The sequence below is a fragment of the Cytobacillus solani genome (assembly GCF_001420595.1).
In the GTDB taxonomy this organism is placed as follows: Bacteria; Bacillota; Bacilli; order Bacillales; family Cytobacillaceae; genus Cytobacillus; species Cytobacillus solani.
In genome coordinates this window covers 3,168,530-3,184,845 of record NZ_LJIX01000006.1, presented here as the reverse complement: position 1 = coordinate 3,184,845, position 16,316 = coordinate 3,168,530, and the positions used below count along the sequence as shown (strand labels likewise).

Here is a 16,316-nt window from a genome sequence, read left to right as displayed (position 1 = left end):
GAGGAAGAAAATGGAGATCCAATTAGCACAACGAGTGAAAACATTAACCCCTTCTTCAACATTGGCAATTACTGCGAAGGCGAAAGAATTGAAAGCACAAGGTTTTGATGTCATTGGTTTAGGCGCGGGGGAACCAGATTTTAATACCCCACAGCATATAATTGATGCGGCGATACAATCAATGAATGAAGGGCATACGAAATATACTCCTTCTGCTGGACTTCCGGCTTTAAAAAAGGAAATCGTAAATAAATTTGCTCAAGATCAAGGAATTACTTATGATCCAAGTGAAATTATCGTTACGAACGGTGCTAAGCATGCATTGTATACATTATTCCAAGCCTTCCTTAATGAGGGGGATGAAGTCATTATTCCAACTCCTTATTGGGTCAGCTATCCTGAACAAGTAAAGCTAGCGGGCGGACTTCCTGTTTACATTGAAGGAAAAGAAGAAAATGATTATAAAATTACTCCAGAGCAATTAACGTCGGCAATATCTAAGAAAACAAAGGCAGTCATTATTAACTCACCGAGCAACCCAACAGGAATGCTCTATTCACAATCTGAGCTAGAAGCAATTGGTGAAGTTTGTCTGAAGCATGAAGTTTTAATTATTTCGGATGAGATTTATGAAAAATTAGTATACGGCAATAATAGGCACGTCTCTATTGCTGGGCTTTCACCAGAATTAAAGGAACAAACGATAATCATTAATGGTGTATCGAAATCACACTCAATGACTGGCTGGAGAATTGGCTATGCTGCAGGAAATAAGGAGCTTATTAAAGCGATGACAAATCTTGCAAGCCATAGTACATCCAACCCAACAACAACAGCACAATACGGATCTATTGCAGCTTACGCTGGATCACAGAAAATGCTTCAAGAAATGCGTGAAGCGTTTGAGCATAGACTTAATACCATTTATGAAAAATTAATTGCCATTCCTGGTTTTACATGCTTAAAGCCGCAGGGAGCCTTTTATCTATTTCCAAATGTAAGCAAGGCATGCGAATTAACAGGCTTTGCAAATGTAGATGATTTCTCCCAAGCTTTATTAGAAGAAGCGATGGTTGCAGTGATTCCTGGCTCCGGTTTTGGTGCACCAAATAATATTCGTCTATCCTATGCAACATCACTTGAATTATTAGAAGAGGCTGTTCGTCGGATGCATGAATTTGTTGAAAGCAAACTGAAATAATTTGTGAGCTGGCAGCCGAATTAGGCTGCCGCTTTTATCATTATAGGGCATTGGCGAATATGTATGGTATTTTGGCGAATAAATTGAATAGCACGGCGCATATATCGGCTGCTACGGCCAATATATGCGAATAACGGCGAATAAACATACCATATTGGCGAATAAGTTTAAGTCGGGGCTGAACAGTCGCCTCCGCTTTTCATTTGTCTAGCTGCGGCTCCTAGCCCCTCGAGGTCATAAGCCAATCTGGCTAGAAGGTTAAAAAACAACCTTCTAGCCAGCTTGTCTTATGCTTGTCGAGGCTGAACCAGTCGCCTCCGCTTTTCTTAGTTGCTTGTCACAATGTCGGAAGGTATAATAAAAAGGATACATAAGTCGAGATTTACTAGTTTTTGGAGGGAACACAGTGGTTAAAACAACGATATCTGAAGTTTACAAATATGAAGATCAAGAAGTGAAGATTGGGGCTTGGATTGCTAATAAACGCTCAAGCGGAAAGATTGCATTCCTTCAGCTTCGTGATGGAACAGGCTTTATTCAAGGGGTTATCGTAAAAACAGATGTACCTGAAGAAGTATTCCAAGAAGCAAAATCAGTAACACAAGAGTCATCCGTTTATGTTACTGGAAAAGTACAAAAGGATGAGCGTTCTCCAATTGGCTATGAATTGCTTGTAACGAATATTGAAGTCATCTCAAGAGCTGTAGATTATCCAATTACTCCAAAGGAACATGGAACAGAGTTTTTAATGGATAATCGTCATTTATGGCTTCGTTCACGCCGTCAGCATGCGGTGATGAAAATTCGTAACGAAATTATTCGTGCTACGTATGAATTTTATAATGAGCAAGGATTCGTGAAGGTGGACCCGCCGATATTAACTGGAAGTGCACCAGAAGGAACATCTGAATTATTTGCAACAAAATATTTTGATGAAGATGCGTATCTTTCACAAAGTGGACAATTATATATGGAAGCAGCTGCAATGGCGCTTGGAAAAGTATTCTCTTTCGGGCCAACCTTCCGTGCGGAAAAGTCAAAGACACGCCGACACTTAATTGAGTTCTGGATGATAGAGCCTGAAATGGCATTCTATGAGCATGAGGATAGCTTAAAGGTTCAAGAAGAATATGTATCATTTATCGTACAATCTGTTTTGAAAAACTGCAGCCTAGAATTAAAAACGCTTGGCCGTGATACATCAAAGCTTGAAAACATTAAAGCACCGTTCCCGCGTATTTCTTACGATGATGCAATCAAATTCTTAAATGAAAAAGGCTTTGATGATATTAAGTGGGGCGATGATTTTGGTGCGCCACATGAAACAGCTATTGCTGAGAGCTACGATAAACCAGTGTTTATTACTCATTATCCGAAAGCAATAAAGCCATTCTACATGCAGCCTCATCCTGAGCGTGATGATGTTGTTCTATGTGCAGATTTGATCGCTCCTGAGGGGTATGGAGAAATCATTGGCGGCTCTGAGCGTATTCATGACTATGACTTAATGAAGAAGCGTCTTGAAGAGCATAATTTAGAAATGGACGCTTATAAATGGTATTTAGAATTGCGTCAATATGGATCTGTACCACATTCTGGGTTTGGACTTGGACTGGAAAGAACGGTTGCCTGGATTAGTGGGGTTGAACATGTTCGTGAAACGATCCCATTCCCGCGTCTATTAAATCGTTTATATCCATAATTATTTAAGGGAAAATCCGCTTTTTGCGGATTTTTTCTATTAAAGTGAAGAAACTCTTTAATGTCAAGTAGCGATTAATAGGAATGATTGCCTTTCATATTCTCCTTACTAGCTAGGGGTGTTCATGCTATACTTATGAAGAGGTGTCTAGAATGTCAAAAACAAGTTTATTAAAGTGGATCCAGGAAGGAAATGTAACGATCCCTGGAGTTTTACTCACTCATTATAAAGAGATGAATTTAGATGAAAATGAGCTAGTGCTTTTACTGCAAGTTATCTCCTTTATTGAAAATGGAAATGAATTTCCTACTCCTTTTGAATTGTCTTCCCGCATGACTATATCCGTTTCAGAATGTACTGGAATTCTCCGAAAATTAGTTCAAAAAGGATTTATTGAAATAAAAGAAAGTTATTCAGGAGACGATGTTCGATATGAAAGATATGATGTAGAACCGTTATGGGGAAAATTAATTGATTGCTTTTTGCTAAGAGGTAAACAGGAAGCTGTGATAGCTAATCAAAAAAATGAAACGGATTTGTATACTTGCTTTGAACAAGAATTCGGGCGCCCTTTATCTCCATTCGAATGTGAAACACTTGCTATGTGGATGGATGATGATCATCATGACCCGCATATTATAAAAGCTGCGTTAAGGGAATCGGTTATTTCCGGCAAGCTAAACTTTCGTTATATTGACCGAATTTTATTTGAATGGAAAAAGAATGGAATTAAAACCATTGAACAAGCCAAGAGCTACGGAAAAAAATTCAGACAAAGTCAAACTCCGCAGCGAAACAAACAAAATGAGGATGCCAATCCAACATTAAAATCTGTTCCGTTTTATAATTGGCTTGAGCAATAATTAGAAGAAGTAAGTGGTGGATACATGTTAAATAAAACTCAAATAAGATATTGTCTTGATCAAATGGGGGAAATGTTTCCCCATGCACATTGTGAATTAACACATTCCAATCCTTTTGAACTAGTCATTGCAGTGGCTTTGTCAGCTCAATGCACGGATGTTTTAGTAAATAAAGTAACAAAAAACCTATTTCAAAAATATAAAACACCTGAAGACTATTTAAATGTTTCTTTAGAAGAGCTGCAAGGGGATATTCGTTCAATCGGATTGTATCGGAATAAAGCAAAGAACATTCAAAAATTATGCCGGATGCTACTGGATGAATATGGTGGCATTGTTCCGCATGATCGGGATGAATTAACAAAGCTTCCTGGAGTCGGACGGAAAACGGCAAATGTTGTTGTCTCAGTTGCGTACGGCATTCCAGCAATTGCGGTTGACACACATGTAGAGCGAGTAAGCAAAAGATTAGCCTTTTGCAGATGGAAGGACTCCGTATTAGAAGTAGAAAAGACATTGATGAGAAAAGTACCCATGGACGAATGGTCTGTTACGCATCATCGAATGATATTTTTTGGAAGGTATCATTGCAAGGCGCAAAATCCCCAATGTTCTGTATGTCCATTGCTCGAACTTTGCAGAGAAGGGAAAAAGCGCATGAAGGAGAAGGGTGCATAATGAGTGAGCAATTAATTTTATCCATTCCGAATGAATTGAATAATCCTTTCTTTTTTTCTGCTAATGAAAGAATGACTGTTGAGAAAAGTCAATTACAAAATATGGTACTGAACATTCCTTTTCTGTATGAAGCAGCCTTTTATGCAAATATTGAGGCACTTAAGCCCTGGCAGTCACATGAGAATTCCATTCCTTTAATAAAAAGTGAGTGGGATACTGAAAAAAATAAACTTGAGCAAATCTTTACCAAAAGAAATTATAAGGATGCAATCGTACCTATGAAAAAAGGGATAGGTTTATTTTTGCAGTTTGTTTATTGGGCAAATGGTCAGCCCGTTCATTTTGGTATGCCATTATCAAGTAAATCATTAAAAGTTCAGCCTGTAAATTTAGAGGAGAGAATCGGCTTTATTATTCAGCGGCCAGCTCTTTATCATTCTTTTATACAATTAAATGAGCTTTTGATTGAAATGGAAAAGCAGTATGTAAAACATATGGCTATCAAAAAAGCGTCTAAGCAATAGCTTAGGACGCTTTTTTTTATATTTCATATTCTTATTGTCCGCCTGATCCTTGAGTCCCATCTGGATTGGTTGATCCATTGTTTGTATCGTCTCCGCCTGAGGTGTTTCCGCCGCCTTGGCCATTTTCGGTCCCGTTGTTATTTCCGTTACCGTTACCCCAGCCAGAACCCGAACCATCGCCATTTCCATTATTGCCGTTTCCGTTGTTTCCAGATGTTCCATCTTCTATCTCTTCTTCTTCTTCAAAGTCATCCATTGGATCACCGTCTCCAAATCCATCATCAATTTCAGATTCTGGAATAGGTATTTCAACTTTTACAGCAGCTGGATCACTGCGCATTTCACCTCGAATGGCAACTACCTTAAATTGATAGATGCCTCCAGGTACAGGATTGGCAATTTTTATGCCTTTTTCTGATACAACCTGTAGTGGCTGCTCTGTTCCATCATTTAGTGCAACCGAGACTTCATATTGTACATCTTCTGCTTCCTCAGGATATTCCCAAGTTAATGCAATTTCATTTGTTAGCTGATCATAAGATCCGTTAACATTTACAGGTGCATCAAGCTTTTCGAATTTGTCAGAAACCTCCTTAGGTGCCTGGCCTTTTACTGCATATTCGTAAATGATCTGATCTTTAGGTGTAAACTCACTTGCAAGCTTAGCAGGCATGGTTCCTTTTTCAATTGCTACCTTTTCAACACTATTTGGCATTTTAAAGTCTGGTGTATCAACATCCTTTGAAACATATGCCATTAAATTTTTGAACAATGCTTGGGCTATCTTTTGATCCTTAGGAGCAATCGAACTTTTCATGTTTGGATATCCAGTCCATATGGCTGCTGTATAGTTTGTCGTATAGCCAGCAAACCAAATATCAGGAACACCGCCGCTTTGGATTTGCCAATCTTTCTTTTCTTTAGAAGAATAGTTTGTCGTACCTGTTTTTCCTGCTAAATGGAGGTTAGGTACATTCGCTTGCTTACCAGTTCCGAAGGAATCCTTCACAACACTTTTTAAGACGTCAGTGATCATGAACGCTGTATAATCCTGCATAACAGCTTCAGTCTTAGGTGTCGCATCAATCGTTGTCTTATCTCGCATTTCAATCTTCTTAATGGAATGTGGCTCAGTATAGAAGCCTTCGTTGCCAAAAGCACTATAAGCCCCAGCCATTTCTAATGATGAAACTTCCTCAGTACCAATTGCACTTGATTCATAGACTTCATCCATATCAATACCCAGTTTATTAACGAATTCCTTTGCCTTATCTAAGCCAACCTCTTTTTCAACTGCCTGTAATGTTTGCAGGGCAGCCGTATTACGTGAACGCGCTAGCGCTTCCCGTAATGACATTTTTCCCATATGCTTCCGGTCCCAGTTATTCATCTGCTGACCGCTTGAATAGGTGGTAGGTTTATCATCAAGGGTATGGTACGTACCCCATTTTAAATATTCAACTGCTGGACCGTAATCCATAATTGGTTTAAATGTCGAACCCGCTTGTCGTTTTGAATCGGTAGCATAATTAAATCCTCTTTTTACTTCTTGATTTCTGCCACCGCCAATTGCTCTAATTTCCCCTGTTTTCGTATCAAGTAAGGTTATTCCTGCCTGAAATTCATCATTTGGAAATTGAACAATATCGTTCGAACTTAGCATTTTTTCAACATAGTCCTGTGCTTTTGTATCTAATGTTGTATAAATAGTTAGTCCATCAGAAGAGATATCTAAATCAGGATATTTACTTTCTACTTCCTCAATTACTACATCAACAAAGGCATCATATGGTGAATCATTTCTTTTTCTATCTTCTTCCTTAACTAGACTTGATTCGACTGGGATGGCTTGTGCAGCCTTCATTTCTTCCTTTGTAATAAATCCGTGCTGATTCATTAATGAAAGAACAATATTTCTTCTTTTCTCTGCACGGTCTGGATGTTTAAATGGGTTGTAATTTTCTGGGCTTTGTGGCATCCCGGCCAGCAAAGCTGCTTCGTGTAATTCTAATTCGTTAAGTTCTTTGCCAAAATAAATATGGGAAGCAGTCAATACTCCATGGCTTCTCTCTGACATCCATATTTTATTGACATACATTTCAAAAATTTGCTGTTTCGTATATTTCCGTTCTAGCTGGAAGGCAAGCCAAGCCTCCTGTGCTTTTCTGCTTAACGTTTTTTCATTATTAAGGAAGGAGTTCTTTACAACCTGCTGTGTAATCGTACTAGCTCCCTCTGATCCAAAACCACGGGTAACGTTGGCAAGTACTGCACCGCCTAAGCGGATTAAATCCATACCGTTATGCTTATAGAATCGGACATCTTCTGTAGCGAGAAATGCATCTTCAACTAGTTTAGGAATGTCCTCATAATTAACGTATTCTCGATTTTCTAAGCCAACTTCCGTAATTAGCTCTCCATTAATATCGAGAATTTTTGAAGAAATAGGGTCCTTTAATGCTTTCTCATCAAGCTTAGGTGCATCCTTTACCATAAAGGCAAAGGTAGCGGCACCAACTAGCATACCTGCAATGCCAAGGGCAATTAATATTAAAAAGATTCGTTTAAAAATACCTTTAGAAGGCTGTTTTCCGCCTTTTTTCTTTTGTTTAGAAGCATGCTGTTTTCTGCGCTCCTCTCTTGATTGATAATTCTCTGCCATATCTATTCATCCTTTCTGGACTGTAAAGAAAATATGATTCCTTTTAAATTTGTTTAACTAAGTTTATAAAGATAATCGATTTTTTTAATATAGTCAATTCTGGGCTGATATCCAAGTGGAATCAGATGACCAAATGTTTCAATTTCATCCTTTGTAATCGATTTTCTTCCTCCATCTTCCATCCTTTTCCAGAAGGTGAGCAAATGATCTGCTTCAAGAAGAAATATTTCTTCAGTAAGTGAAAACCTGAGCAGGACAAAGCAAATACCATCTTGCTTAAGGATCGTTTCCATGTGCTTGATCTGGTGATCATGAAAATTCTTTAATGGAAAAGATGTTGGATTTTGTGTTTCCTTTGCTTCAAAATCAATATATCTCCCTTTATATACCCCATTATAGTCGGTTGTAGAAGCTTGTTTAAAATAAGCTTCCTTAATGACTGCTGCACTTCTTTTAGGGTAGTCGACTTGAACGATTTGAAGAGGTGTTGGTTTTTTATGGATGGCTGCAATGTTCTGTTCCAAGTAATATTCGTTTGTTATGTTAATATCTTCCTCCAAAGTCATTCCACGGTTGCTGTAGGACCATTTTTTCTCTTTCTTTATTTTTATTGTCTCCTTTTTTTCCGGTATATATCTCTTGCCGTTAGGATAATTGAAATTCATTACACTCACCTCACAAGCTATTTCTTATCATACCAAAACTTTGTTCGATTTGGTTGAATAAAAAGTATTAGTTTGCAAAAGTTAAGCTAAATGCTTAAGGAGAGGCTGAGTGAACAATGTTTTATCAAAAAGGACTAACATTGAAACAGCTTTCCGTGGAGGAAATTGAATTAATTACCCAAATTAATAAAAAGACGAAAAGATGTAATATGGATAACATCTCCAGAACAAAAGCCTATCATCATTATTATAGTAAAAATCCGGAAATTAAATGGTCCTTTCTTGCCAGTATGGTATCCCGAAATGCTGGGTGGAACATGTGTGATCTTGAAGGGACTTTATTTTTAAGAGCATTAGATAAAGGTTTTCGGAAAAAGCTTTTTTTTACATACGAGCGTGCTAACTGGCTTATTTTTCAGGATGCTTTTCCACAATTGCTGCTCTATCAATATTCGACGAAAATAAAACGGCCAATGTTTCATTTATTAAAATTTTTTCATGTTTCTTCTTTTATGGAAAGAGAGTGGCAAATGTTTTGGGAGGAACGACATGTAAACAGATTAATGACGTCATTAATTATAAATGAGCAGAATGTGATTCAAAAACCAGTTATAAAGCATCCTGTCTATGAATCTACTGTTTTTCGTTCATTTTTATTTTTTTTTCAAGATTGGCTTCATTTTAGCTCAGTTATTTTTCCAACATGTGAAGGTGAATTATTTGGGGCCAGTGTGAATGGGTTTAAGTCCGTTTCTAAACGAATTGATTTAGGGAAGAGATTAGCAGATATTTTGTTTGAGAAGATGCTTTACCCTAGATTTTATGAATTTGCATATCGTACAGAGCATACGGGCTCAAGATTTGACTATGAACAATATTTTGCGCAAAAAAAAATAAGAACAACTCCATTTTTACGTTGTACTTATCCGATTGTGAAGCATCATCGCCATGATCGGAGAGACTGGTCAAGATCTGGACGAATTAAGAAAAAATGGATAAAAGAGATGGTAGATCATAAACATCCCATACAAATAACTGATTGGTATGAAAAGAAGCAGGATCAATTAAAAAAAGGGGTCTATTTAAGCGAATGGGTTAAATCTAACAAATAAAAGAGCTGAAATCGACGCGTGCTGATTTCAGCTCTTTTATTTATAGTACAAGCTGCTAGCTAAGTCTCTTATGTAGAAGGGCGGTCAGGTCCTTCAAGTTTTTTATCGCCGTACCCTGTTTTTGTTTCGTTTAGATTCTTGGGCTGTGTTTTATTTTGTTTTTGTTGCTTTTTCATTTTTCACACCTCCTTTAGTTAGTGTTCTTTTTTTTCATCACTTTTATTCTGATTTAATCTTGTCGAATAAGCGGGTTAGTGATTAAAAAATACTTCTTTATTTGCCGAATCACTTCTAGTTTTGTCAGTGATGAAGGATTGATAAAAGACAAGACGAATAGTGTGTAATAAGACAACATACATTTGGGTTAGATTGTGTACTTTTGCATTAATAAGGAGGCCAAATCAATGGATAAAAAGATCATTGCAAAAGAAGAACTGTTAAGCATGCTTACGGAGATTTCTGACCAATTGGAAGAACTGGAAGGGATTTTGGAAACGAGTCTATCTAAAGCTCGTCAAAATGTCCAAAGTGAATATACCGCAAAAATAATTGCATGTGAAGAACAACTTACTGCACTTGAAAATGAGACAGCAAACACCTTAAAAGAAAATGAAGCACTTGCAAATGCCAGTAAATTACATCGTCCAAATAGCATGAAGCTTGAACTAGGATATTAATTAAATTACAATGAAATGATCAGCAGCTTGAAATATAAAGCTGCGTTTATTTTTGGAGTTGAAGAGAAATGAAAGATTATAAAGAGCTTTTACAATTAACACAAAAATTACTTTCATACGTAGATACCCTTTCATTGAAATACATTCAAGTTAGAGAAACAGGCGAGAGCGGAGACTTTTTCGGAGAAGTAAAGCCATTTGCAGATGAAGTGAAGGAAGTAAACGATGAATGGAAGAAGCAGGCATATGAATGGATTAAAGATGTGGGACCAAAAAACTTGTATCATCAGCAAATCGATTCTGCCTCTGAACATATTGAAACCATTTCGGTCCAAGCATTTTTCCCGAACACGAGCCGTTCAAGATTTAATGATGTAGTAGCTTCAGCAAAATTTATCCTAACAAGTATCATTCATGAAATAGAAGGGGAGTCCTTGAAATAAGGACTCCCTTTAATTTTTTTGAGCATTTGGGAAATAGATTAGAAGCTTTCAGGAACTTCTGCTCCTTGAGCTTCGAGCTCACGAACTAGCTGCCGATAAACATTAATACAAATATCATTTTGAATATACGCCTTCTTCGTAAAATCTAGTAATTCATTTACATTTTCAGGACTGTAATTTCGCATTTGAAGAAACTTCATGTTTAGTTCGTGAACATTCATTTATAATTCCCTCCTCAAATTTGTATAAAAATGCTTTTTTCTTTTTATATATACTATCATGAAATTGAAGCTGTCCATTATTTTTAAAAAATTTAGACTTCCGACAGTTTATTTCATAATCTGACAAAGTGTTTAAATTTCATTTTTATTCACATGGTGGGCATTATGAACATAAATTACATTAATGAATAATACATTAAGGAGGAAGTCTGCCCATGTTTGGACGAAGAGGACACTCAGCATATACAGCTCCATTTCCTGCCCATCAGCCGTATTCAAACATGAATCGCTATGGACCGAGCATGTACAATCAACATTTTTACCGTCAGCAACAGTCAGCTTTTTACCCGAATCTCCCAGAACAATGGGGAAGTTCCTATTCCCAGCAAACAGTACCATATAATCAAATGCCACCCCATGGATATAATCCCTATCCGATCTCGCATCCATCGGTAAATCCATACCATGGGGCGGCCCCTTACCATAATTATGGCATACAGCCGTATGGACAGCAGAAACAGCCTAATGATATCCAAAGTATTTTTCAAAACCCGTTAGAGCCTGAACCAGACTCTAATTTTACAAACTCGAAGCAGCAATATTCTGTTAATCCATACATGAATCCTTATCCTAAACAATCATTTATTGCGAAACAGCCTTCAGGAGTTAAATCGATTATGAACTCCTTTAAAGGTCAGGATGGAACGCTAGATATTAATAAAATGGTTGATACAGCTGGTTCGATGATGAATGCTGTGAGTCAGGTCTCTTCAATGGTAAAGGGGTTAGGGGGAATAATAAAAGTGTAGGAAGAAAAATGGCTGTATGGCCATTTTTTTCATTTGTAGAATTATATGAATTCACATAATTTTATTGACAATTGCTAACGTAAAGTGAAAAAATAGATTTTGATAAGAAAGGAGGAGTGGATGTGTTAAGAATCATACAGCAATTTATTATTATCTTCCTCTTAATACTTTCATTAGCTGCACTGCCGATGATCATAGAAGTGAATTCGGCTGAGAACAAGCTGGAATGGAACTTTGAACAACTACCTAAAATATATGGATCATTTATAAGTGAAGTAAGTAAAGGAAGTCTCGGCTCATACCAATTGGGCACACAGGTTAGGGAAATCGAACAAGACATAGGAGACAACTTTTTAACGAGTTTAAAAGTTATGCTTATCGGAGTAAATGCAAGCATAATCATCAGTTTGCTATTTGGCATTTTCCTTAGTCGTTTCCGGTTAACTAAAATATTCAACTTTTTTATTAATATCTTGGCTGCCATACCCGATTTTATTATCATAATTATGTCAATGATTCTTGCTGTGAAAATTTATAGATGGACAGGAATAAGAGTAATCTCGCTAAGACCAGATGCGGGTGCATTAAATACTTGGTTTCCAACACTACTCGTTGCAATCGCACCAACGCTCTATTTATTTAAATTAATTGCTGTTAAGTATTTTCAAACGAGCAGCGAAGATTATATTAAAACAGCTGTCGCAAAAGGGATGAGTTTAAATTATATAAATTTCCAGCATGTATATAAAAATATTGAACCTTTCATTACAGCTGAATTAGTAAAGGTCATTTCTCTAGCGATTGGAAACCTTTTTATCATTGAATACATATTAAATGTTTCAGGCATTACAAAGTTTATTTTTCAAAGCAATGAGATTCAGCCGATTGCGATTGGGCTGTTTGCCATGCTGTTAATATCAGCGATTGTCTATGTATCAGTAAGATTAGTATTCTATCTATTCAAACGAGGATTTATTTATGAATAAACTATTAAAAATTAACTTCTCACTATACATAGGAATATTCTGTGTTTCGCTCTTACTTTTTCTATGTGTATTTGGACCGATGATGGCGTCGCATTCGTTGACAGAAACACTAGAAACACAGTATACGGATGGAAAAGTTATATCACCCCCAATGGAGCCGTTTGAATCAAAGGACTATCCATTAGGAACCGATAAATGGGGGTACGACTTACTGTCAATGATTTTTCATGGCATTCGTTATACGGTGTTTATTGCATTAGCAATCACATTGATAAAAATGCTGGTCGGTACGGTACTTGGTTTATATATAGGGCAATGGAAAAGGACACCTAGCTGGATGATTGCCTTTGAAAATGCATGGAGCTACGTGCCTTTATTTTTGATTCTTTACTTTTTTATGAGACCGATCAATTTTAATAGTCAGCTAGAAACGAATACACTGCTAGGCTATTTTATTCTTATTGCATCCATAATAAGTATACCGAGTATTGTTTCTTCTGTTAGGCTGAAAACAGCTGAACTAAATAAATCCGTTTATATAGAGGCAGCAAGAGCGTTAGGAGCAAGTAGGAACAGACTCATTTGGAAGCATATTTTTCCGCAATTGAAAGAAACCATTTTAGTTATGTTTATTCTTGAAATTGTCTATGTCATTACTATTATGGGTCAGCTTGCTTTGGTAAATATATTTGTTGGAGGAACGCTCGTGCGTTTTGACCCACTTATTTACCTTTCAGTAACGAAGGAGTTATCAGGCTTAGTTGGTCAGGCAAGATTAAATATATATGGGAATACTCATATTCTCATTGTTCCATTAATCGTGTTATTATTTACGACTATTTCATTTAGTCTGCTTGCAAATGGTTTGAAGAATCGATTTCAATCGAATTATGCTAGGACACCTTGGATAAAAATTGGACAAGTACCACGTATGAAGCCTGTTAGAAAACAGTTTGGCGAAAAAAGTAAATTTAGGTCACCGAGCGGGGAAAAATTAGCATTCCTTTCATTGATTATCGTCTTTATTGGGGCAGGCACATATGTTTATTTAACGAAAGATTCTGATGTGGGTGTGAAGAATTTTAGTAAAGCTGCGTACGAAATGCAGCTTGAAATGGATGAAAATGGGGAATTTGATACGGCAGTAACCATTCAAGTGAAGAACAAATCGGATGATGATTGGGATGAGCTCGTATTTTATTTTATTCCTAATGTATTTAAAGAGGGGCATGCTTTTGAATCAGTTAAAGGCAGTGCCAAAGTGAAAATGAAGGAGATTGAAGTAAATGGGGAAAAGGCTGATTACAGCTTGGAAAAGGATACACTAAAGATAGTCCTCCCTAACAATATGAAAGAAAAAAGGAAACATACGGTAAAGGTTGAATATGAGTTTACCCCTCCAGAACAGGGAGTTCGCTTTTCCAAAGAAAAAGATAATTATTACTTAGCTCAATGGTATCCAATGCTTGCAACTTATCAGAATGGCAAGTGGAACAAAGAGGATTATTCTGATGGTGTAGAGACCTATCATGTTGACTTTGCCAATTATAGGGTAGAATATAAGCTTCCAGAAGGCTATACATTAATTTCCTCCGCGGAAAAGGACCCTAAACCTGGAGTAAATAAGGGAACTGTAAAAATGAAAAAGGTAAGGGACTTTTTCATTGCTGTTACAAAGGATATGGATATCCATGAAACGACTGCAAATGATGGAGTGAAGATCCGCTTGTTTACAAAAAGCGATCATGACAAGAAAATCGATGATTCATTAGCACTTGCTAAAGGTGCACTTTCATTCTATCAAGAAAAAATTGGTGCTTACCCTCATAAACAATTGGATATCATCCTTGATAACGGACCTTTTATGGAATACCCTGGAGTTGTAACGATCAATCCGTATATTCAAGATATGAATTTTTACCGTACCTCGATAGTCCATGAAATTGCCCATCAATATTTCTATGGGGTCGTGGCGAATGATCAATATAATGAGGGCTGGATTGACGAAGGGATAACAGAATTTGCGACATCTATGTATTTTTATGCTGCGGAAAATCAGAGGGAGGAACAGGCGTTTGCTATTCCTAAACACCGGATGGATTTGATTAAAGAAGCTGGTCTGGGCAGACAATATTCTAACGTTCCAGTCCATGAATTGAAGCATACCGGCTACATGTATGGGCAGCCTACAGTCGAATTGTTAAAAATGATGAAGGTAAAGTATCGATTAAAAGGGGATGATGTAAAGGAAGTGAGCATGCAGTTCCTTTCAGATTACTATCATCACTTTATGTATAAGGAAGTGAATACGGAAGAATTTGTTCGTTTTACAAAGGATTATTTCTTAGTTCCATCTGGTTATTTTAATGGTTGGTTAAATAAATAGACAAAAAAACAAGCAGTCTAAAACGCTGCTTGTTTTTTATTCGATTTTATCAATCATTATTTTTTTTCCTTTTTGCTTAGGTATACGTATTTTTAATAAACCATTTTGATAGGAAGCTTTTACTTTATTTTCATCGATTGGCTGTGGAAGAGGAATACTTCTAATTGATTTTTTCATTGAAGTCTGTTTTTTGATGATTTCCTTATGATCGTTTTCTTCTTTGATGGATTCTAAGGAAAGGACAGTGATTGTGACATAATTATCAATCACATCAAGTTGGATTTGTTCTTTATTCACACCTGGAAGTTCAGCGGAGATGACGTGCTCATCATCCGTTTCGCTTACACTTACCTGAAATGATGATGCAGAAGAAGTGAACGGATTTTTGAAGAATTCATCCATCGTTTGTAACAAACCTCTTACAGGCTTTTCATGGAAAAATTGATTCATTGATTTCATTAAATCTCCAAAAGGCTCATTTTTTTCTTTTTTATTCCGCTCATTCATAATTATAGCTCCTTTCATAGAAAAGCGTAGGCCGTCTTTGTAGTATTTACGCCATGATATCTTATGAAAAAAGGTGGGTAATTGTTCCAGTTGGCGAAAAAAAGAAAGAACCGTAGGAATCACGGTTCTTGTTAAATAATCTCTTCTAATAACTTTTCGGAATCGATAATGATATTGCCAGAGGCATCTGTTTCAATTAATTTATCTTTTTTCAACTTAGTTAACGTCCTGCTGACAGTTTCTCTTGTCGTACCAATCATATTGGCAAGATCTTTGTTTGTAAATTCAGCTTTCAAAAGGAATAAACCATTTTCAAGCACCTCTCCATGAAGCTTTGCTAAACGTACGAGTAGTTTAATTATTTGTTCATACGTGTTATTTAATACTTGTGCTTCCAATCGTTCTTGTAAATCCACAATTTTTTCACCCAGAACATTAAATACTTTAATGCATAATTCAGGGTTTTCAATTAAGACACTCTCAAACTGATCAATCGGAACAACAACTAGTTTGGCATTTTCGAGTACTTCTGAGAAAGCTGGATATCCCCCTTTACGGAAGAAGCCGACATGAGGGAACATATCCCCGCTTTTGGCAATTGTGACAATCTGCTCTTTTCCGTTTATATCACTTTTATAAATTTTGATCCGGCCGCTTTGAATGAAGTAAACATTTTCAAGCGGATCGTCCTGCATAAAGATGTGGCTTCCTTTCTTCCATTCTCTTGAGATTGAAATACCGACTATTTTGTCCATCTCTTTATCACTAAGCCCGCGGAAAAGGGTAAATTGAGAAAGCATTTTTTTAATTTCGATTGTTTCCATATTTTCACCTCTACTGGTAAAAGCCATTATTACCAATATTGTAACAAAAAAAACAT

At 36.7% G+C, this 16,316-nt stretch carries 16 protein-coding genes; 11 read left to right on the top strand and 5 right to left on the bottom strand.

The features are described 5' to 3' along the window. Positions 1–10: 10 nt before the first annotated feature. The 5 genes from AN957_RS17755 (at position 11) to AN957_RS17735 (ending at position 4,968) form a co-directional block, all read left to right on the top strand. A complete protein-coding gene (locus AN957_RS17755; RefSeq protein WP_053476774.1) occupies positions 11–1,201 on the top strand; it encodes a pyridoxal phosphate-dependent aminotransferase in 1,191 nt (396 codons plus the stop codon). Positions 1,202–1,607: 406 nt separating this feature from the next. Next, positions 1,608–2,903, top strand: a complete 1,296-nt coding sequence (asnS, locus tag AN957_RS17750; protein ID WP_056685406.1) for an asparagine--tRNA ligase — start codon at positions 1,608–1,610, stop codon at positions 2,901–2,903. Positions 2,904–3,055: 152 nt separating this feature from the next. Next, positions 3,056–3,766, top strand: a complete 711-nt coding sequence (locus AN957_RS17745) for a DnaD domain-containing protein (protein WP_053476772.1) — start codon at positions 3,056–3,058, stop codon at positions 3,764–3,766. A gap of 24 nt (positions 3,767–3,790) precedes the next feature. Beyond that, complete coding sequence (gene nth, locus AN957_RS17740) at positions 3,791–4,444, top strand: endonuclease III (RefSeq protein ID WP_056685403.1); 654 nt, start codon at positions 3,791–3,793, stop codon at positions 4,442–4,444. Continuing rightward, positions 4,444–4,968 (top strand): YpoC family protein, encoded by a 525-nt coding sequence (locus AN957_RS17735; RefSeq protein WP_056685400.1) that lies wholly within the window; start codon positions 4,444–4,446, stop codon positions 4,966–4,968. Before nth ends, AN957_RS17735 begins: the two co-directional genes overlap by 1 nt. Before the next feature lie 31 nt (positions 4,969–4,999). Here the strand turns inward: AN957_RS17735 and AN957_RS17730 are convergent, their stop codons facing one another. Together AN957_RS17730 and recU are read right to left on the bottom strand one after the other, a co-directional pair. Further along, complete coding sequence (locus tag AN957_RS17730; RefSeq protein WP_053476769.1) at positions 5,000–7,630, bottom strand: penicillin-binding protein 1A; 2,631 nt, start codon at positions 7,628–7,630, stop codon at positions 5,000–5,002. Positions 7,631–7,683: 53 nt separating this feature from the next. Then, complete coding sequence (gene recU / locus AN957_RS17725) at positions 7,684–8,295, bottom strand: Holliday junction resolvase RecU (protein ID WP_053476768.1); 612 nt, start codon at positions 8,293–8,295, stop codon at positions 7,684–7,686. Between the two features lie 116 nt (positions 8,296–8,411). On the opposite strand from recU, the gene AN957_RS17720 reads away from it, so the two are divergent. The 3 genes from AN957_RS17720 (at position 8,412) to AN957_RS17710 (ending at position 10,527) form a co-directional block, all read left to right on the top strand. Beyond that, a complete protein-coding gene (locus AN957_RS17720; protein ID WP_053476767.1) occupies positions 8,412–9,407 on the top strand; it encodes a DUF2515 domain-containing protein in 996 nt (331 codons plus the stop codon). Between the two features lie 404 nt (positions 9,408–9,811). Further along, positions 9,812–10,084, top strand: a complete 273-nt coding sequence (locus tag AN957_RS17715; RefSeq protein ID WP_053476766.1) for a hypothetical protein — start codon at positions 9,812–9,814, stop codon at positions 10,082–10,084. A 68-nt stretch (positions 10,085–10,152) separates the two neighbouring features. Then, positions 10,153–10,527, top strand: coding sequence for a YppE family protein (locus tag AN957_RS17710; RefSeq protein ID WP_053476765.1), 375 nt, complete (start codon positions 10,153–10,155; stop codon positions 10,525–10,527). Positions 10,528–10,565: 38 nt separating this feature from the next. Here the strand turns inward: AN957_RS17710 and AN957_RS17705 are convergent, their stop codons facing one another. Then, positions 10,566–10,748: a YppF family protein gene (locus AN957_RS17705; RefSeq protein WP_053476764.1), complete on the bottom strand. Its 183-nt coding sequence runs from the start codon at positions 10,746–10,748 to the stop codon at positions 10,566–10,568. Between the two features lie 215 nt (positions 10,749–10,963). On the opposite strand from AN957_RS17705, the gene AN957_RS27005 reads away from it, so the two are divergent. The 3 genes from AN957_RS27005 to AN957_RS17690 all read left to right on the top strand — a co-directional run bounded on the left by AN957_RS27005 (position 10,964) and on the right by AN957_RS17690 (position 14,929). Continuing rightward, on the top strand, positions 10,964–11,557 hold the full coding sequence (locus tag AN957_RS27005; protein ID WP_075209174.1) for a YppG family protein: 594 nt from the start codon (positions 10,964–10,966) through the stop codon (positions 11,555–11,557). A 122-nt stretch (positions 11,558–11,679) separates the two neighbouring features. Continuing rightward, a complete protein-coding gene (locus tag AN957_RS17695; protein ID WP_056685397.1) occupies positions 11,680–12,543 on the top strand; it encodes an ABC transporter permease subunit in 864 nt (287 codons plus the stop codon). Beyond that, the gene (locus AN957_RS17690; RefSeq protein ID WP_056685393.1) at positions 12,536–14,929 is read left to right on the top strand and encodes an ABC transporter permease subunit; all 2,394 of its coding nucleotides are present in this window, start codon (positions 12,536–12,538) and stop codon (positions 14,927–14,929) included. Before AN957_RS17695 ends, AN957_RS17690 begins: the two co-directional genes overlap by 8 nt. A gap of 36 nt (positions 14,930–14,965) precedes the next feature. On the opposite strand, the gene AN957_RS17685 is transcribed toward AN957_RS17690, so the two are convergent. Both AN957_RS17685 and AN957_RS17680 read right to left on the bottom strand, forming a co-directional pair. Next, complete coding sequence (locus AN957_RS17685) at positions 14,966–15,436, bottom strand: Hsp20/alpha crystallin family protein (protein WP_053476761.1); 471 nt, start codon at positions 15,434–15,436, stop codon at positions 14,966–14,968. A gap of 131 nt (positions 15,437–15,567) precedes the next feature. Next, positions 15,568–16,260: a Crp/Fnr family transcriptional regulator gene (locus tag AN957_RS17680; protein WP_056685392.1), complete on the bottom strand. Its 693-nt coding sequence runs from the start codon at positions 16,258–16,260 to the stop codon at positions 15,568–15,570. Between the last annotated feature and the right edge of the window lie 56 nt (positions 16,261–16,316).